19 protein-coding genes are annotated in these 17292 nt (G+C 57.4%); 14 read left to right on the top strand and 5 right to left on the bottom strand.

All coding sequences use genetic code 11. The features are described from left to right. Nucleotides 1-16: 16 nt before the first annotated feature. Nucleotides 17-643, top strand: coding sequence for an arylesterase (locus tag D1823_RS11800; protein WP_117870199.1), 627 nt, complete (start codon nt 17-19; stop codon nt 641-643). Nucleotides 644-661: 18 nt separating this feature from the next. On the opposite strand, the gene D1823_RS11795 is transcribed toward D1823_RS11800, so the two are convergent. The 5 genes from D1823_RS11795 to D1823_RS11775 all read right to left on the bottom strand — a co-directional run bounded on the left by D1823_RS11795 (nt 662) and on the right by D1823_RS11775 (nt 5109). Then, nucleotides 662-1216, bottom strand: coding sequence for a L,D-transpeptidase (locus tag D1823_RS11795; protein ID WP_117870197.1), 555 nt, complete (start codon nt 1214-1216; stop codon nt 662-664). Between the two features lie 165 nt (nt 1217-1381). Next, nucleotides 1382-1588, bottom strand: coding sequence for a cold-shock protein (locus D1823_RS11790; RefSeq protein ID WP_117870195.1), 207 nt, complete (start codon nt 1586-1588; stop codon nt 1382-1384). 319 nt (nt 1589-1907) lie between these two features. Continuing rightward, nucleotides 1908-2123, bottom strand: a complete 216-nt coding sequence (locus D1823_RS11785) for a hypothetical protein (RefSeq protein ID WP_117870193.1) — start codon at nt 2121-2123, stop codon at nt 1908-1910. 133 nt (nt 2124-2256) lie between these two features. Then, the gene (locus D1823_RS11780; protein WP_117870191.1) at nt 2257-3894 is read right to left on the bottom strand and encodes a sulfatase-like hydrolase/transferase; all 1638 of its coding nucleotides are present in this window, start codon (nt 3892-3894) and stop codon (nt 2257-2259) included. A gap of 180 nt (nt 3895-4074) precedes the next feature. Further along, nucleotides 4075-5109 carry a fatty acid desaturase gene (locus D1823_RS11775; RefSeq protein ID WP_117870189.1) on the bottom strand — a complete coding sequence of 345 codons (1035 nt, stop codon included), beginning with the start codon at nt 5107-5109 and terminating at the stop codon, nt 4075-4077. 318 nt (nt 5110-5427) lie between these two features. On the opposite strand from D1823_RS11775, the gene rplO reads away from it, so the two are divergent. From rplO to D1823_RS11710, 13 genes are all read left to right on the top strand, one after another. Next, complete coding sequence (gene rplO / locus D1823_RS11770; protein ID WP_117870187.1) at nt 5428-5901, top strand: 50S ribosomal protein L15; 474 nt, start codon at nt 5428-5430, stop codon at nt 5899-5901. Between the two features lie 109 nt (nt 5902-6010). Beyond that, nucleotides 6011-7375, top strand: a complete 1365-nt coding sequence (gene secY / locus D1823_RS11765; RefSeq protein WP_117870185.1) for a preprotein translocase subunit SecY — start codon at nt 6011-6013, stop codon at nt 7373-7375. Next, a complete protein-coding gene (locus tag D1823_RS11760; protein ID WP_117870183.1) occupies nt 7372-8016 on the top strand; it encodes an adenylate kinase in 645 nt (214 codons plus the stop codon). Before secY ends, D1823_RS11760 begins: the two co-directional genes overlap by 4 nt. A 401-nt stretch (nt 8017-8417) precedes the next feature. Beyond that, on the top strand, nt 8418-8786 hold the full coding sequence (rpsM, locus tag D1823_RS11755; protein WP_117870181.1) for a 30S ribosomal protein S13: 369 nt from the start codon (nt 8418-8420) through the stop codon (nt 8784-8786). Nucleotides 8787-8800: 14 nt separating this feature from the next. Further along, nucleotides 8801-9190 (top strand): 30S ribosomal protein S11, encoded by a 390-nt coding sequence (gene rpsK / locus D1823_RS11750; RefSeq protein ID WP_037311698.1) that lies wholly within the window; start codon nt 8801-8803, stop codon nt 9188-9190. Nucleotides 9191-9304: 114 nt separating this feature from the next. After that, on the top strand, nt 9305-10321 hold the full coding sequence (locus tag D1823_RS11745; RefSeq protein ID WP_117870179.1) for a DNA-directed RNA polymerase subunit alpha: 1017 nt from the start codon (nt 9305-9307) through the stop codon (nt 10319-10321). A 118-nt stretch (nt 10322-10439) separates the two neighbouring features. Beyond that, entirely contained in the window at nt 10440-10859 is a 420-nt protein-coding gene (rplQ, locus tag D1823_RS11740) for a 50S ribosomal protein L17 (protein ID WP_117870177.1), read from the top strand. 162 nt (nt 10860-11021) lie between these two features. After that, entirely contained in the window at nt 11022-12407 is a 1386-nt protein-coding gene (locus D1823_RS11735; RefSeq protein ID WP_117872868.1) for a trypsin-like peptidase domain-containing protein, read from the top strand. A 3-nt stretch (nt 12408-12410) separates the two neighbouring features. Next, nucleotides 12411-13721, top strand: coding sequence for a replication-associated recombination protein A (locus D1823_RS11730; RefSeq protein WP_117870175.1), 1311 nt, complete (start codon nt 12411-12413; stop codon nt 13719-13721). 98 nt (nt 13722-13819) lie between these two features. After that, complete coding sequence (locus D1823_RS11725) at nt 13820-14626, top strand: crotonase/enoyl-CoA hydratase family protein (RefSeq protein WP_117870173.1); 807 nt, start codon at nt 13820-13822, stop codon at nt 14624-14626. A 120-nt stretch (nt 14627-14746) separates the two neighbouring features. Continuing rightward, nucleotides 14747-15790, top strand: a complete 1044-nt coding sequence (locus D1823_RS11720; RefSeq protein ID WP_117870171.1) for an RluA family pseudouridine synthase — start codon at nt 14747-14749, stop codon at nt 15788-15790. Beyond that, complete coding sequence (locus D1823_RS11715; RefSeq protein ID WP_117870169.1) at nt 15787-16458, top strand: HAD-IA family hydrolase; 672 nt, start codon at nt 15787-15789, stop codon at nt 16456-16458. Before D1823_RS11720 ends, D1823_RS11715 begins: the two co-directional genes overlap by 4 nt. Before the next feature lie 3 nt (nt 16459-16461). Continuing rightward, the gene (locus D1823_RS11710) at nt 16462-17169 is read left to right on the top strand and encodes an ATP12 family chaperone protein (RefSeq protein ID WP_117870168.1); all 708 of its coding nucleotides are present in this window, start codon (nt 16462-16464) and stop codon (nt 17167-17169) included. Nucleotides 17170-17292 lie beyond the last annotated feature (123 nt).

Raw genomic sequence — 17292 nt, 5'->3', positions numbered from 1 at the left:
ATTGCGCAAGGCTTTGATGGCAGGCCTTTTCACGTGGTGCGGTTTTGCGGCCACAGCCGAACAAGTGGTGATTGCGGCTTTGGGAGACTCGCTGACTCAGGGCTATGGGCTGGTGGAGGAGAGCGGGTTTGTTCCGCAGCTTGACCGTTGGCTGCACGCGCAGGGGGCGGATGTCAGGGTAATCAACGCCGGCGTTTCGGGCGATACCACAGCGGGCGGGGCCGCGCGCGTGGATTGGACCCTGACCCCGGATGTGGACGGTATGATTGTTGCCCTTGGCGGCAATGACGTGTTGCGTGGGATCGATCCAGCCGTCTCGAAGGCCAATCTGCGCAGGATCCTGGACGTGGCGCGTGACGCGAATGTACCGGTTCTGCTGATCGGCATGCAGGCTCCGGGTAACTACGGGGCCGATTACAAGCAAGCTTTCGACGGGATGTACCCTGACTTGGCGAACGAGTTCGACGTCCTCTTCGCCGCTGGTTTCTTTGAAGGGCTTGCAGCAGGGGGTGACCCCGGTGCGGTATCACAGTTCATGCAGCCTGACGGAATACATCCAAACGCGGATGGGGTGGCAAAGATCGTTGAATCTCTGGGCCCGTCCGTGCTGAAGCTTGTTGATCAAGCCGGTGGAGAAAGATAAGCGCCCACCCAGGGACGATCAGACGACTGTAACGACAGTTCCGATTGGGACCCGGTTGTATAAATCGATCACATGCTCGTTCAGCATTCGAATGCAACCGTTGGACACTGCCCGACCGATGGTTTGCGGCTGTGTCGTGCCGTGGATACGGAAATAGGTATCGACACCGTTCTGGAACAGATACAGCGCCCGCGCGCCCAGTGGGTTGTCTCCGCCTCCGGGTTGGACATAGTCATTGTCCTTGAATTTTGCGTAAGCGACGGGATCACGTTCGATCATTTCAATGGTCGGACGCCAGGTCGGCCATTCCTTTTTCACATCGATGGTAGCTGTGCCGGTAAACTCCAGCCCGGCCTTGCCGACACCGCAGCCATAGCGGATCGCTTTGCGAGGTTCAGTCACGTAGTAAAGATAGAACGAGCGGGGGGCGACCAGCAGCTGACCGGGCACAAACTGCTTTTTGATGCGCACGAATTGCGGTGTCGGATCATACTCGACCGCTTTTTTCGCGTTGGCGATACCCGGCAACATGCTGGCCGCAGCCCCAGCCAAAAAAATACGGCGTGTAAACATCGAAACCCTCATCGAATGACCAATAAAACCTGAGTACCAGTTTCATCATGATATGATATTTGGTCAATTCTAGGGCAGACATCACGTGGACGTGATGTGTCCTGCCTGCCACCGGAGGTCGCGGCGGGAAGAGGGCGAGGGGGATCCCCTCACCCGATATCAAGCTTAGGCCAGCTGGATGCTGTCGGCGCTTTCGCGGCCGTCACGACCGGCACGCAGCTCGTACGTGACTTTCTGGTTGTCGGCCAAGCCGGTCAGGCCCGAACGTTCAACGGCCGAGATGTGTACGAATACATCTTTGCCGCCCTCATCCGGTGCGATGAAGCCGAAGCCTTTAGTGGTATTGAACCATTTTACGGTGCCTGTAGGCATATCCGTGTCTCCTGTTTTAGTGCTGCCCACGGAGTTGCGGCAGCCTGGCGTCGTCGGTCTGTATCGATAGACTGACTGCCGATGAAGGAGACAGTAGGTCGAATAGATAAACGTAAGCTCTTTTCATATGGCATCGGGGCGAGACTGTGACAAGAGATTTTGTTGGATTTGTGCAAGGGTTTGCGGGTCAATTGTCCGGTTTGTACAAGATTCCGCCGACGGGTTTGACCATCGTTTTGAGTGCTTTCTATATGATGTGTTTTTTGGGTCGGAGCATACAAACGGAAATCAGAATCCGTTAACCAGGCCCGTGATCTGGTCACGGCACGAGCGATGTCCACAGTGCTCGCATTCCCGGTGCCGAAGGTTCTTCTACCGCGTTGCTGCCTTGCCCAGCAGTGTCAAACGGATTGAGCGGCCACTCTTGATTTTCACGGCTGCTGTGCGGCTTGGCATTCATGCTGCCCCAGGCTCTCTCAATCAGAAGGTCACGCCCTTTTCCCGCAGCCACGCTGGTCGCGGTGCTGTTTGCCATTGGACAGGTCGTGCCCAAGTCGGGGTGGCCAGAGACAAGTGGACATGTCGATGGTTTTACCCTCTTTCAGGGGCATATGGGCTTTCTTGATGTCTTTCCGTCGAACCGACTGACCGAAAGTACTAAACCACTCTCACTGCCAGCTCGAAAACACTTCGCGGGCCTTTTCACTTTCCGGGCGCAGATTCTCGATCCCTCCGTAGGGCACACCTTTGCCCAGTGGCAGGTGAGGGTACTTTTCGATCATCTTCTGGTGCCTCTTCATCATGTCCTGAAAGGACGCACCGGACCAGAGTGAGCCGCCGATGTCCGGCGTGGATTCACGAGGGTCACGCAGTATATTGAAAACCGGGGCTGCGGCGCCGGGCACACCCGGCGGCGGCATGTGCATCTTGAATTCCTGCTTAACAATCGAACGCAAAACAGGGCCTTCGTAGATATAGATATAGTCTCGCCGTGAATTCCCTTCGCCCTCCAATAGCAAGGCCGTCTGGTCGATCCCGTCAATTACCCGATCACGCGGGATATGTTCACTGCCGCCCGCGATCCGGGCAAGCGTGGTGTACAGGTCTGAGACATGAATAATATCACCGGCATAGCTGCCCGCTTCGATTGCGGCCGGCCATCTGACAAAAGCATCGACGCGCACGCCTCCCTCAAGATGTTCAGCTTTTCCGCCCCGATAGATCAGTTCCATCATTCCTGAATCCGGGGAATACTGCTTGAAAATCCCGTTGTCCGCCATCAGGACGACAAGCGTGTTTTCGGACACGCCCAAGTCATCAATCCTGGACAGCAACTCTCCTATCCATGCATCCACAACTTCCATCTTGTCCGCCATGAAGCCGCCATTCCGGCTGGTTTGCTGTTCGGAATAGGTGAAGTTCAGCGGGTACAATGGCCAGTATTGAAGAAAGAACGGAGCGTCTTCCTGTGAAAGCCTTTCAAGCTGCTCCATCGCCTGAGCTTGGTAGCGTTCGTTCATCCGTTCGTAATGCGCCTGCGTCCATTCTTCACCCGGAGCAAGATCGACTTCACGGGCCAAACCGCCTTCTTCAGCTTCCAGGCCCGTTACAAGCCCGTAAGGTTTGAACAACTCGTCGATGGCAAACTGACCAGATTGTGTGGACCGGTGCCAACCATTCAGGTTGGTCGCTGCCGCGGCTTCGGGAGTCATCAAGCTCAACTGCACTTGCTGATGAACGGGAAAGAACGCCTGATCAAACCCCTGATTATGCGGGAACGATTGCTCAATGTCCCCCTGATGCCACTTGCCAACATGGGCGGTGTTATATCCCGCTTTCTTTAGGATCTCTGCCAGAGTCACTTCGTCCGCCGACAGACCTTCGCCAACCAATGCAACCTTAACTTCTTCCTGGCCTGCACGAACAGGGTGTCGACCTGTCAGGAATGCAGTTCGCGTAGGGGTACATGATGGCTCTGTATACATTCGCATCAACGACAGGCTTTCTGATGCAAAATCGTTGATCTCCGGGGTGTCAAATCCAGCCACGTAATTCAGCGCTCGATTGCCCATCAGGCCGAAACTCACGTCGTCAATCAGAATATAGACAATGTTCGGAGGGCGGTCGTTGTTGGCGGATCGAATATCTGCCAGCTTTGCACTCAAATCGGCATCTTGGGCGTCCCATCGGTCGCCGAACTGAGCCCTGAGAAACTGGTACTCACCGTCATGCACTATCGGCTGATCTTGAGCATGAAGAAGTGTTGCGGCAGTTACGGCCAGTGAAAAAACAACGTGAAAACGCATCTGTCCCCCCCAGACTAATTCACATGGAGGATAACGGCCGGAAGCAAGTAGTCAAATATTCGATTTGGAGAAAGTGAGTAGCCGCGTTTCGCCTAGAGACGTACGGCTGCACCTTGGGTGCGGTCATGAGTGCACCGTTTGCGAGGTTTTGGTTGCGCTCAGCCTCGCTGAACGCGCCCTTTACCCGTAAAGTGCTCGTGCCTCGGCGAAGGACAACAGGCGGCGGCTCTGCTCGTCCCACAGATGCAGGCGCGCGTTGGCGAGGCTTTCGCGGATTGTCATCCGGTTGCTGTTCGCCAGCTCATCATGATCGCGCAGCACTTCGGTCAGGCGGTAGAACGGAATACGGCTGTAGAGGTGGTGTACATGGTGGATGCCGATATTGGCGCTGAACCACTGCAACACCGAGGGCAGGATGTAGTGCGAACTTCCGTGCAACGCCGCTTCGTGTAGTTGCCAGTCTTCATCGGATTCCCAATGTGTGTCCTCGAACTGGTGTTGTACGTAGAACAGCCAAACTCCGGCCGTAGCGGCAATCAGTGTCGAGGGCAGGAAGATCAGCAACATCGGCATCAGCCCGCCAAAATAGTAGATGGCCACGAGTGCAACCAGAATGGCAAGATTGGTGGCCATCGCGCTGACCCAGAACCTGACGCTGTCTGTCAGGCCCAGCGGAAGGCGGTTTTGAAACAGGAACAGATAGCCAGGGCCAAGCACGAACAGGGTAATCGGGTTTCGATACACGCGGTACCAGAACCTGTTCATCGGTGTTTTGGCCTGATACTCGGCCACGGTCAGGGTGTGGATATCGCCCATCCCGCGCTTGCCCAGATTGCCGGAACTGTTGTGATGTGTGGAATGGGTGCGGCGCCAGACGTCATAAGGCGTCAGCGTCAGAACTCCGATTCCACGCCCGATCCAGTCACTGATCGTTCGATTCTTGAAGAACGCGCCGTGCCCGCAATCATGCTGAATGGCGAACAGTCGCAACAGGAAGGCCGCGTTGAGGACGGAAATCGCAAAGGCCAGCCAATAGCTGACTGACAGCGACATCCAGGACAAACCCCATAACGCGAAGAAGGGGATAATACTGACACCCAACTCGAAGAAGCTGCGCAGCTGGTCCGGTTCGCGATATTTGGCAAGCGTCGTTACCCAGTCGCGTGCAGCGGTAGTCTCCGGCTTATCCCGGAGCGAGAGAGAGGGTTCAGTCATACGCCTGCCAGTCTAGTGTTTGCAGGCAACCGGATAGACTACCACCCCGGCATGGCAAGAGGTTTTTGACAAAGTTGCTATATTTCGCAGTCAATTTTCGGTCAGAAGCGGGCTGGGGTGCCCTTTCTGTATCACTTGGACAGCCTGGTTCGGGACCCTCTGCCGACATCGCAAGGCGGATGGCAATCTACAGGCTTGTCAAGTGTGGTTATCGGGCCTATACGCCTGCGGTGGCTTTCCGCCACGAGAATCAAAACCAAGAAATGCCGTGTTTGGCCCATCACGCTTCGGGGTCATATCCGGCTTAGGAGAAGCGAAATGAAACTGAATGAATTGCGCGACAATCCTGGCGCCTCAACGAAACGCACGCGCGTTGGTCGTGGTCCGGGTTCCGGCAAAGGTAAAATGGGTGGCCGTGGTATCAAAGGCCAGAAATCCCGTTCGGGTGTGGCCATCAATGGCTATGAAGGCGGTCAGATGCCCTTGTACCAACGTCTTCCCAAGCGTGGCTTCAACAAGCCGAACCGCAAGGAATTCGCCGTTGTCAACCTGGGTCTGATCCAGAAATTCGTCGAAGCCGGCAAACTGGACGCTACGGCTGCGATCACCGAAGACGCTCTGGTTGCGTCCGGTCTGGTCCGTCGCAAGCTGGACGGTATCCGCGTTCTGGCCAAAGGCGAAATCAGCGCCAAGATGAACCTGGAAGTGACCGGTGCTTCGAAATCTGCTGTCGAGGCAGTTGAGAAAGCGGGCGGTTCACTGAAGGTCACAAAAGCTGCTGCGGCAGAGTAATCGCTTGTTAGCGGGCAAAGACCCGCTTACATAGACCTCAGAGTTTTCCAAGACGCCGTCCGAGCCGGAAAACGGTTCCGGGCGGCGTTTGCATAAGAGAGACCGATTTATGGTATCAGCAGCAGAACAAATGGCAGCCAACACAAGCTGGGCTGCTTTAGGCAAAGCCACCGATCTGCGCAACCGCATCCTGTTCACGCTGGGTTTGCTGATCGTCTATCGTCTGGGCACCTTCATTCCGGTGCCGGGGATCGACGGAGCAGCATTGCGCGAATTCATGGAGCAGGCGGGGCAGGGCATCGGCGGCATGATTTCGATGTTCACCGGCGGGGCGCTGGGGCGGATGGGTATCTTTGCCCTCGGCATCATGCCCTATATCTCGGCCTCGATCATCGTTCAGCTGCTGACATCGATGGTTCCCGCGCTCGAGCAACTCAAGAAAGAGGGCGAGCAAGGGCGCAAGAAGATCAACCAGTACACCCGGTTCGGCACCGTGGCGCTGGCCACCGTTCAGGCCTATGGTTTAGCCGTTTCGCTGGAATCGGGCGATCTGGCGACCGATCCGGGTCTCTATTTCCGGATGTCGACCATGATAACGCTGGTTGGCGGCACCATGTTCCTGATGTGGCTGGGTGAGCAAATCACCGCACGCGGTATCGGCAACGGCATCTCCCTTATTATCTTCGTGGGTATCATTGCCGAGGTTCCGGCCGCTCTGGCGCAGTTCTTTGCAAGCGGACGCAGCGGTGCAATCAGCCCTGCCGTCATCGTTGGCGTGATCGTCATGGTGATCGCTGTCATCACCTTCGTGGTGTTCATGGAACGTGCATTGCGCAAGATCCACATTCAGTATCCGCGCCGTCAGGCCGGTATGAAAATCTACGAAGGCGGCTCAAGCCACCTGCCGGTCAAGGTCAACCCTGCGGGTGTCATTCCGGCGATCTTCGCCAGCTCGCTGCTTCTGCTGCCGGTCACGATCTCGACCTTCTCGTCAGGTGCGGCGAACGGACCGATCATGTCTTGGCTGCTGGCCAATTTCGGCCCCGGACAGCCGCTTTACCTGCTGTTCTTTGCGTCGATGATCGTGTTCTTTGCGTATTTCTATACGTTCAACGTGTCGTTCAAACCGGACGATGTGGCGGACAACCTGAAAAAGCAGAACGGATTTGTGCCCGGTATCCGGCCCGGCAAGAAAACCGCCGAGTATCTTGAGTATGTGGTTAACCGCGTTCTGGTGCTGGGTTCGGGCTATCTGGCGGCGGTCTGCCTGCTGCCCGAGATCCTGCGCGGCCAGTTCGCCATTCCGTTCTATTTCGGTGGCACCTCGGTTCTGATTATCGTCTCTGTGACCATGGACACGATCCAGCAGGTTCAGAGCCATCTGCTTGCGCATCAATACGAAGGGCTTATCGAAAAGTCCCAACTGCGTGGCAAAGGCAAGAAACGCGGCAGAAAGGGAGCTGCTCGTCGATGAACATCATTCTTCTGGGCCCCCCGGGGGCAGGCAAGGGAACGCAGGCGCGTCACCTGGTTGAAACCCGCGGTATGATCCAACTGAGCACGGGTGACATGCTGCGCGAGGCGCGGACCAGCGGCACAGAGATGGGCAAGAAGGTTGCAGCGATCATGGACGCGGGCAAGCTTGTCACCGATGAGATCGTCATCGGTCTGATCGAAGAGAAACTGACCACCGAAAAAGGTGCTGGCTTCATCTTTGACGGTTTCCCGCGCACATTGGCACAAGCCGATGCATTGGCAGCTTTGCTGACCAAGCTGGGCCAGTCGCTGCACACTGTGATCGAGATGCGCGTAGACGATGACGCCCTGGTGGATCGGATCACCGCACGCTCGACCTGCGGCGGATGTGGTGAGGTCTACAACGACAAGACCAAGCCGATCCCGGCTGATGGAAAGTGCACCAATTGCGGCAAGGAAAACGACTTCGTGCGTCGCGCCGACGACAACGAGGAAAGCCTCCGCACGCGTTTGATGGAATATTACAAGAAGACGTCGCCGCTGATTGGGTATTACTACGCCAAGGGTGATCTGCGTCCGGTGAACGGGCTGGCGGATATCAAGGAAGTCACCGCTTCGATCGAAGCCATCTTGGGCTGAACGTCAGGTTTTTGGTGTTCTAGAATGCCTACAACAAGGCTTCTGCCGTAATTCTGGTTGGCCTTCTTGGGGGCATTGTACTGTGTGGATTAGCCGTGATGAGTACTAGGTGGCCTGAATACCCATATGGATTTTTGTAACGACCAAACCAGCATTCATTTCATCTTCGATCAGTATGTCAGAGAGAAGGTTTGCTGGCCGGATTGATATGGACTTGACGCCAAGCTTAAAAGCCCATATCGACCCCCATCCCTAAAGGGAATCAAGATCGCGTGAGGGATTCGTCGCTTGCGCCCCGACCACCTCGAATAATACTGGACCCTCTGGCGTCACTGCCACGGTCAGGTGTTGTGAAAAAAGGTTCCGGAGTTACGGAACCGCAACAAAAAGGAAAGTGACACGTGGCACGTATTGCCGGCGTAAACATCCCGACTGCAAAGCGGGTACCTATCGCCCTCACATATATCACCGGTATCGGAAACACCTCGGCCAAAGCGATCTGCGAAGCCGTAGGTATTGAAGCGCACCGTCGCGTCAATGAACTGTCGGATTCCGAAGTTCTGGCCATCCGTGAACATATCGATGCAAACTTCACCGTCGAAGGTGACCTGCGTCGCGAAGTTCAGATGAACGTCAAGCGCCTGATGGATCTGGGCTGCTATCGCGGTCTGCGCCATCGTCGTAACCTGCCCGTTCGCGGTCAGCGTACTCACACCAACGCTCGTACTCGCAAAGGCCCCGCAAAGGCCATTGCCGGTAAGAAGAAATAAGGGGGGTCTGACTGATGGCACGCGAAAAGACTCGTACCAAGAAAAAAGAGCGCAAGAATATCGCATCGGGCGTCGCCCATGTGAATTCGACCTTCAACAATACCAAGATCCTGATCTCGGACGTGCAAGGCAATGCCATTGCTTGGTCGTCGGCCGGGACCATGGGTTTCAAAGGGTCGCGTAAATCGACACCCTACGCCGCTCAGATGGCTGCAGAAGACGCAGGCAAGAAGGCGCAGGATCACGGCGTCAAAACGCTCGAAGTCGAAGTTCAGGGGCCCGGTTCGGGCCGTGAATCGGCACTGCGCGCGTTGGCTGCAGTGGGCTTCAACATCACATCGATCCGAGATGTGACACCGATTGCTCACAACGGTTGCCGCCCGCCGAAGCGTCGTCGCGTCTAAGCGATTTGGAATTGAGCTGGGGCTGTGTGTACGCACGGCCCCAGCACGTCATTTTGAACCTCGGGCGTCTGCACCTTGTTGGTCATGGGGCGCGGACAGGAATGGAGGGATTACATGATCCACAAGAATTGGGCAGAATTGATCAAGCCGACCCAGCTGGAAGCCAAGCCGGGTAATGATCCTGCACGTCAGGCCACCCTGGTTGCTGAACCGCTGGAGCGTGGCTTTGGTCTGACCCTAGGCAACGCCCTGCGCCGCGTCCTGATGAGCTCGCTGCAAGGTGCGGCCATCACCAGCGTCCAGATCGACAACGTCCTGCACGAGTTTTCGAGCGTGGCAGGCGTTCGTGAAGACGTCACCGACATCATCCTGAACCTCAAGCAGGTTGCCTTGCGCATGGAGGTCGAAGGCCCCAAGCGCCTGTCGATCAATGCCAAAGGCCCCGCAGTCGTCACCGCCGGCGACATCAGCGAGAGCGCCGGCATCGAGGTTCTGAACCGCGATCACGTCATCTGCCACCTGGACGATGGCGCAGACCTGTTCATGGAACTGACCGTCAACACCGGCAAAGGGTATGTCTCGGCTGAGAAGAACAAACCCGAGGATGCGCCTATCGGCCTGATCCCGATCGACGCGATCTATTCGCCGGTCAAGAAGGTTGCCTATGATGTTCAGCCGACCCGTGAAGGTCAGGTTCTGGACTATGACAAGCTGACCCTGAAGATCGAAACCGATGGTTCGATCACGCCGGAAGACGCGCTGGCTTTTGCCGCTCGTATCCTGCAGGATCAGCTGTCGATCTTCGTCAACTTCGACGAGCCGGAATCGGCAAGCCGTCAGGACGAAGACGATGGTCTGGAATTCAACCCGCTGCTCCTGAAGAAGGTGGACGAGCTGGAACTGTCGGTCCGTTCGGCAAACTGCCTGAAGAACGACAACATCGTTTACATCGGCGACCTGATCCAGAAGACCGAAGCCGAGATGCTGCGCACCCCGAACTTCGGCCGCAAGTCGCTGAACGAGATCAAGGAAGTGCTGTCCGGTATGGGTCTGCACCTTGGCATGGATGTCGAGGACTGGCCGCCCGACAACATCGAAGATCTTGCCAAAAAATTCGAAGACGCGTTCTAAGCGCGTCTTCCCCAATGCCCGGGTTTCCGGGGACAAAATGGGCATATCCGCCCCAAGGAGAGCCGGTGACACGCATCGCCGGCCAGACAAAGCAAAACGCTGAAGAAGGAACTAGAAAATGCGTCACGCACGTGGTTACCGCCGCCTGAACCGTACTCATGAGCACCGCAAGGCTCTGTTTGCGAACATGGCTGGCTCGCTCATTGAACATGAGCAGATCAAGACAACTCTGCCCAAGGCAAAAGAACTGCGCCCGATCATCGAAAAGCTGGTCACTCTGGGCAAACGCGGCGATCTGCACGCCCGCCGTCAGGCCGCATCGCAACTGAAAGAAGACAAGGACGTCGCCAAGCTGTTCGAGGTTCTGGGCCCTCGCTACGCCGAGCGTCAGGGCGGTTATGTCCGCATTTTGAAGGCTGGCTTCCGCTATGGTGACATGGCCCCGATGGCGATCATCGAATTCGTTGACCGCGATCTGGACGCCAAAGGCGCGGCCGACAAGGCACGCGTTGCCGCCGAAGAGGCTGCCGAAGAATAAGATCTGACACATGGTCAGGTTCGAACCTCCGTTCGGGAAACCGGACGGAGGTTTTTTCGTTCTGGCTTTCCGGGACAGGTTACGGGACATACTGGAGCGCCGACTTGCAATTCAGATTGCGTGTCAGCATATCTGGGCCAATCACAAAAAAACGGAGCCGCCATGATCCGCGCAATGCTGACCCTTGTTGCTTTGACCTGCGCTACACAAGGTATGGCCGAAACGACAGTTCCGCAGTCACAGGCTGAGATTTCGCTGGGATTCGCACCGGTCGTAAAACAGGCCTCACCAGCGGTTGTGAACATCTATGCCAAGATCGTCCGGCAGGACCGGGCAAGCCCGTTTTTTTCGGATCCGTTCTTTCAGGAATTCTTTGGCCGGGGTTTTGAAGAACCCCGTCAGAGAGTTCAAAACTCGCTGGGTTCTGGGGTTATTCTGTCTGACGATGGGTACGTTGTTTCCAACTATCACGTGGTCGGGTCCGCGACCGAGATCCGGGTTGTCACGACGGACCGGCGCGAGTTTTCGGCTGAGGTTGTGCTGGGTCACGAGGAAAGCGATATCGCGATCCTGCGTCTGGAAGGGGCCGAAGACCTGCCTTACCTGACCCTTCGCGATTCCGATCAGGTCGAAGTCGGAGAGCTGGCCCTGGCCATCGGAAACCCATTCGGGGTGGGGCAGACGGTGTCATCTGGCATCATCTCGGGGCTGGCGCGCACGGGCACGGCAACCGGGAATAGCCGCGGGTATTTCATTCAGACAGATGCTGCAATCAACCCGGGTAACTCCGGTGGGGCGCTGATCGATGTGAATGGCCATCTTATCGGGATCAATACTTCCATTCTGACCCGATCGGGTGGATCAAATGGCATCGGCTTTGCTATCCCTGCCAATCTGGTGGCGCAATTCCTGAAGCAGGCGCAGCAGGGGAATGACAGTTTCGTCAGCCCGTGGGCGGGAATGTCGGGTCAACACATGAGCGCAGATATCGCGGAATCCCTTGGTCTGGCCATACCGTTGGGCGTTGTGATCTCTGACCTGCATGAACTCAGCCCGCTGCGCGACGCGGGGCTCAGAGTGGGAGATGTGGTAACGCATGTGGACGGGGATGAGGTAAACTCGCCCGCCGAGATGAAGTTTCGGATGTCGGTCGCCGGGGTTGGTGGAACCTCGGTTCTGACCCGTTTGCGCGGCGCGCAAAGTGAAGGTGTTGAGGTGGCCCTTATCAAAGCCCCCGATGTTCCGGCCGCCGAAGAAACGACGTTGAATGACAGAACCGTTCTTCCGGGCTTGGTGGTATCTCGGGTCAATCCTGTCATGATCACCAAGATGGGTTTGTTGCTGTCGCAGACCGGTGTCGTCGTGGTGGATCCCGGTCCGTACGGCGCAAGGGCGGGTTTGCGATCCGGTGATATTCTTGAAAGCATCAATTCTGAAGAAATCCAGCGCCCTCGGGACGTTGAGACCGCGCTGACCGACCCGGGCCGTCGCGTGCAGATTGGTCTGCTGCGCGGGGGGCGGTCCGTTTCTTTGCGGTTCCGGTTGTGACCTGTGAGTGATCTGTTCGATACCGGGCCGGCAGAACCCGCCGCTTCCCCACACCGGCCTCTGGCTGACCGGTTGCGGCCTCGATCCCTGGCCGAGGTGATCGGGCAGGAACAGGTGCTGGGCCCCGAAGCCCCGCTGGGTGTTATGCTGGCGGCAGGTAGTTTATCCAGCCTGATCTTCTGGGGCCCACCCGGAGTTGGAAAGACGACGATTGCACGGCTGTTGGCACAGGAAACCGATCTGCACTTCGTTCAGATCAGTGCGATCTTTACTGGTGTGCCGGATCTGAAGAAAGTCTTCGAGTCCGCCAAAATCCGCCGCCAGAACGGGCAGGGCACGTTGTTGTTCGTGGACGAGATCCACCGCTTCAACAAGGCACAGCAAGACGGGTTTCTGCCCCATATGGAAGACGGCACCATCCTGTTGGTCGGCGCTACGACCGAGAACCCGTCCTTTGAACTGAATGCCGCTGTACTCAGCCGGTCGCAGGTGTTGGTGCTGGAACGGCTCAGCCTTGCCGATCTGGAGCGTCTGACCCAGCGGGCCGAAAAAGAGCTGAACCGTGCGTTGCCATTGACGCCTGCCGCACGCGATGCGTTGCAGGAGATGGCCGATGGCGACGGTCGGGCTTTGCTGAACCTGATCGAACAGGTTTCAGCGTGGAAGGTGGATGCGCCGCTGGGCCCCGATGCGCTGTCGACGCGATTGATGCGGCGGGCTGCGAAGTACGACAAGTCTGGTGATGAGCATTACAACCTGATCTCGGCCCTGCACAAATCGGTGCGCGGCTCTGACCCGGATGCGGCTTTGTATTGGTTTGCGCGCATGCTGACCGGGGGCGAGGACCCAAGGTATCTTGCACGCAGGATCACACGCATGGCCGTCGAGGATATAGGCTTGGCCGATCCACAGGCGCAGGCCATTTGCTTGCAATCGTGGGAAACCTACGAACGTCTGGGTTCCCCGGAAGGAGAGTTGGCGCTTGCTCAGGCGCTGGTCTATCTAGCCCTGGCGCCAAAATCCAACGGCACCTATGTCGGCTACAAGGCGGCAATGCGATTGGCCAAGCAATCCGGCAGCGAGCCACCGCCCAAGCATATCCTGAACGCGCCGACCTCTTTGATGAAGGATCAAGGATATGGTGCAGGCTATGCCTATGACCATGATGCCGAGGACGGGTTTTCCGGTCAGGACTACTTCCCCGAGACAATGAAACGCCCGGTTCTGTATCAACCGGTCGAACGTGGGTTTGAGCGTGAGTTGAAGAAGCGCCTCGATTACTTTGCCAAGTTGCGGACGCAGCGGAACAGCTAGTTACGCAGGGTCAGTTGTGGACCTTCCGCGGCGTCACAGGCGACAGGATTGAAATTGGACGCTTCCCTCGGGTCAACGCTTGCAGGGGAGGGCTTGGTATGCCGGTTTCAATCGAAAAATCCGAGAGTGTCTGGACCGTCATTCACGACAGGCCGGATGCGCGGAATGCTGTTGATACGGAACATGCCGAGGCTCTGGTTGAGGCATTTCTGAGTTTTGAGGCCAGTTCGGCCAAGGCTGCGGTATTCTGGGGCAAAGGTGGCAATTTCTGTGCAGGGTGGGATCTGAAACTTGCCGCATCGCTGGCCGATCCCGAGCGACGCGAAGCATATTTCGACAAACACAGCTTCCCCATCGGGTCGGCCCCTTCAACGCTGGGGCCCATGGGGCCTTCGCGGCTGGAGCTTTCGAAGCCCATCATTGGCGCGATTGAGGGCGCGGCAGTGGCCGGAGGAATGGAGCTTGCCTTGTGGTGCGATATCCGGGTCATGGCGGAAACGGCTTACTTGGGTGTTTTTTGCCGACGTTGGGGGATTACCCTGATGGATGGTGGCTCGGTCAGGTTGCCGCGTCTGGTGGGGCAGGGCAAGGCGTTGGAGATTGCTCTGACCGGGCGCAAGGTCGAAGCTGAAGAGTGTTGCAGGATTGGGTTGGCGGAAAAGGTCGTCTCACATGGCACAGCACGCAGTGCAGCCGAAAAAATGGCCCATGAAATAGCCCGTTTTCCACAAGAGGCCGTTCGGGCAGACCGCCGATCAATCATTGAAACACATGGAATGCCGGTTCGGGACGCGCTGAAGATCGAATGGGCCAACGGGTTGGACGCCATTCGCCGAGAAGGTACCGCTGGGGCTGGCCGGTTTCGGGATGGAGCAGGGCGACACGGTAACTTCTCGAACATCTGAGAACCACAGCCAGATACCTTGACTCTTGCCGCGTTGCGCGCGACAGACGCCCATGATTTCTGGGACACGGGTAAACACGCAATCCGGGCGGATCACCCGCGCGGAACAAGGGGTAATGGCATGAGTGGCGTACAGATGATTACAGTCGCTGAAGGGGATGGGGACCAGCGTGTAGACCGTTGGCTGCGCCGCCTGTTTCCGCATGTCAGCCAGGGCCGCATTGAAAAAATGTGCCGCAAGGGAGAATTGCGTGTTGACGGAAGCCGCGCCAAGGCCTCGACCCGACTAGAGATAGGGCAGGTGGTTCGCGTGCCGCCCCTTCCGGATGCCGATCACAAACCGGCTGAGGTCAAGCATCGTATCTCGGATGCGGATGCCAGGATGATCCAGTCCTGCGTGATCTATCGTGACGATCACATTCTGGCCCTGAACAAGCCGCATGGCTTGCCGGTGCAAGGCGGTAGCGGGCAGACGCGACATGTTGACAGCCTGTCCGAAGCATTGCGGTTCGGCTATGACGAGAACCCTCGGCTGGTCCATAGATTGGACAAGGACACGTCAGGTGTTTTGCTGCTGGCCCGCACGCGGGAGGCCGCCAAGGGTCTGACGGCCGCCTTCCGTCATCGTGATACGCGCAAGATCTACTGGGCGCTGGTTGCCGGTGTTCCGACACCGTACCTGGGTGAGATCAAAACCGGCCTTGTCAAAGCGCCGGGTCATGGCAAGCACGGTGAGGGTGAAAAGATGATCCCCGTGCATATGAGCGAAATTGACAGCACTCCGGGCGCGAAACGCGCGCATACGCATTACGCAACCCTCTATCGGGTTGCCAGCCGCGCTGCATGGGTGGCGATGGAGCCGATCACCGGACGTACGCACCAATTGCGGGCTCATATGGCCGCAATCGGGCATCCGATCATAGGCGACGGAAAATACGGCGGTTCGGGTCAGGAAAACCTTGGCGACGGATGGGGTGCGCAATTGGGCGGGGTCATCAGCAAAAAGCTGCATTTGCACGCAAGGCGGCTGTCCTTCCTGCATCCGATGACGCGGAAACCGGTGACGGTGACGGCGCCCCTGCCCGAGCATATGAAACACAGCTGGGATACGTTCGGGTGGAGCGAGGATCTGGCGGCTGACGACCCGTTTGAGGAGCTGCAATGAGCGCACCCTTGCGGCTGGTCCTGTTCGACGTCGATGGTACCCTGGTCGACAGTCAGGGCAGCATTGTTCACTCCATGACCACCAGCTTTCAGGCCGTGTCCGTGCCGGTTCCGACGCGTGAGGCGATCCTGTCCATTGTCGGCTTGTCGCTGCCGCACGCTATCGCGCGGTTGGTGCCGGAACAGCCTCTTTCGGTCCAGAACGATCTGGTCGAAGGATACAAAGAGGCCTATCACGCCCATCGGCTTGACTTGGGCGCGGCAAGTTCGCCGCTGTACCCCGGCGCAAGAGAGGCAATTGAAGCATTGTACGCCGTGCCCGACGTGCTTCTTGGCGTGGCAACCGGCAAGTCGCAGCGCGGGTTGGACGCGCTGATCGAAGCGCACGGGTTGGAAGCGTATTTCGTGACCCGGCAAGTCGCGGATCACCACCCTTCAAAGCCGCATCCGTCCATGGTGCAGACCGCATTGGCGGAAACCGGGGTCGATCCGGCCTGTGCAGTGATGATCGGCGATACGAGCTATGACATGGATATGGCTGCGGCTGCCGGAGTTCGTGGCATCGGCGTAACCTGGGGCTATCATGACCGATCGGCTTTGACCGCTGCCTCTTGCATTATCGAAACCTTTGACCAGTTGCCAAATGCGCTGGCCGGGATGTGGGACTAGAACATGAGCGACTGGAAACCGAAGCGCTTTTGGAAAAACAGCACCGTAGTCGAGGCCGATGGCGGGTTTACAGTTGAGCTTGATGGACGCCGTGTCAAAACACCCGCCAAGGCAGGATTGATTCTGCCAACCCGTCCCATGGCCGAAGTGGTTGCAGCGGAATGGGACGCCCAGGAAAAAGAGGTTGATCCCGCAGAAATGCCGTTCACCCGTTCTGCAAATGCAGCGATTGACAAAGTCCGCATCCAGCACGGGGAGGTTGCCGACATGCTGGCCGACTATGGCGACTCTGATTTGTTGTGTTATCGCGCAACCCATCCGCAAGAGTTGCAGGATCGCCAGACCGCCGAATGGGACCCCGCCCTGGATTGGGCCGAGACCGCGCTGTCCGCCCGTCTGGTTCCGGTTGCCGGCGTACTGCATCAGCCGCAGTCGGGAACTGCCCTGGCGACATTGCGGTCTCGGGTGCGTGGGCTGGATGCGTTCCAACTGGCCGCTTTTCACGATCTGGTCAGTTTGTCGGGGTCATTGATTCTTGGCTTTGCGGTCGCCATGAACTGGCGCAAACCGGACGAGATATGGCGCATTTCTAGGTTGGATGAAACCTGGCAGATTGAACAATGGGGCCATGACGAAGAAGCCCATGAGGTTGCCGAGGCCAAGAAAGCGGCCTTCATGCATGCCAAACGCTTCTTTGACCTATCGGTTTGATCCTTAATTCCTGATTTTTGAGCAAATCTGTAAACAGCTTGGGGCCTGATCCATCGTTTTCGATGATCCGGCCCTTGACGTTTGTTTATGAATACGCCCAAACTCAGTGCCACTAAAGGGGAG

It is taken from the genome of Ruegeria sp. AD91A (assembly GCF_003443535.1).
Lineage (GTDB): Bacteria > Pseudomonadota > Alphaproteobacteria > Rhodobacterales > Rhodobacteraceae > Ruegeria.
The sequence above is the reverse complement of the archived record's forward strand: the minus strand, read 5'-3'. Positions and strand labels throughout refer to the sequence as shown.

Excerpts from the sequence above, each read along its gene's own strand:
- D1823_RS11800 (WP_117870199.1), top strand. The coding sequence starts at position 17 with ATGGCAGGCCTTTTCACGTGGTGCGGTTTTGCGGCCACAGCCGAACAA.
- D1823_RS11795 (WP_117870197.1), bottom strand. The coding sequence starts at position 1,216 with ATGTTTACACGCCGTATTTTTTTGGCTGGGGCTGCGGCCAGCATGTTG.
- D1823_RS11790 (WP_117870195.1), bottom strand. The coding sequence starts at position 1,588 with ATGCCTACAGGCACCGTAAAATGGTTCAATACCACTAAAGGCTTCGGC.
- D1823_RS11785 (WP_117870193.1), bottom strand. The coding sequence starts at position 2,123 with ATGGCAAACAGCACCGCGACCAGCGTGGCTGCGGGAAAAGGGCGTGAC.
- D1823_RS11780 (WP_117870191.1), bottom strand. The coding sequence starts at position 3,894 with ATGCGTTTTCACGTTGTTTTTTCACTGGCCGTAACTGCCGCAACACTT.
- D1823_RS11775 (WP_117870189.1), bottom strand. The coding sequence starts at position 5,109 with ATGACTGAACCCTCTCTCTCGCTCCGGGATAAGCCGGAGACTACCGCT.
- rplO (WP_117870187.1), top strand. The coding sequence starts at position 5,428 with ATGAAACTGAATGAATTGCGCGACAATCCTGGCGCCTCAACGAAACGC.
- secY (WP_117870185.1), top strand. The coding sequence starts at position 6,011 with ATGGTATCAGCAGCAGAACAAATGGCAGCCAACACAAGCTGGGCTGCT.
- D1823_RS11760 (WP_117870183.1), top strand. The coding sequence starts at position 7,372 with ATGAACATCATTCTTCTGGGCCCCCCGGGGGCAGGCAAGGGAACGCAG.
- rpsK (WP_037311698.1), top strand. The coding sequence starts at position 8,801 with ATGGCACGCGAAAAGACTCGTACCAAGAAAAAAGAGCGCAAGAATATC.
- D1823_RS11745 (WP_117870179.1), top strand. The coding sequence starts at position 9,305 with ATGATCCACAAGAATTGGGCAGAATTGATCAAGCCGACCCAGCTGGAA.
- rplQ (WP_117870177.1), top strand. The coding sequence starts at position 10,440 with ATGCGTCACGCACGTGGTTACCGCCGCCTGAACCGTACTCATGAGCAC.
- D1823_RS11735 (WP_117872868.1), top strand. The coding sequence starts at position 11,022 with ATGATCCGCGCAATGCTGACCCTTGTTGCTTTGACCTGCGCTACACAA.
- D1823_RS11725 (WP_117870173.1), top strand. The coding sequence starts at position 13,820 with ATGCCGGTTTCAATCGAAAAATCCGAGAGTGTCTGGACCGTCATTCAC.
- D1823_RS11720 (WP_117870171.1), top strand. The coding sequence starts at position 14,747 with ATGAGTGGCGTACAGATGATTACAGTCGCTGAAGGGGATGGGGACCAG.
- D1823_RS11715 (WP_117870169.1), top strand. The coding sequence starts at position 15,787 with ATGAGCGCACCCTTGCGGCTGGTCCTGTTCGACGTCGATGGTACCCTG.
- D1823_RS11710 (WP_117870168.1), top strand. The coding sequence starts at position 16,462 with ATGAGCGACTGGAAACCGAAGCGCTTTTGGAAAAACAGCACCGTAGTC.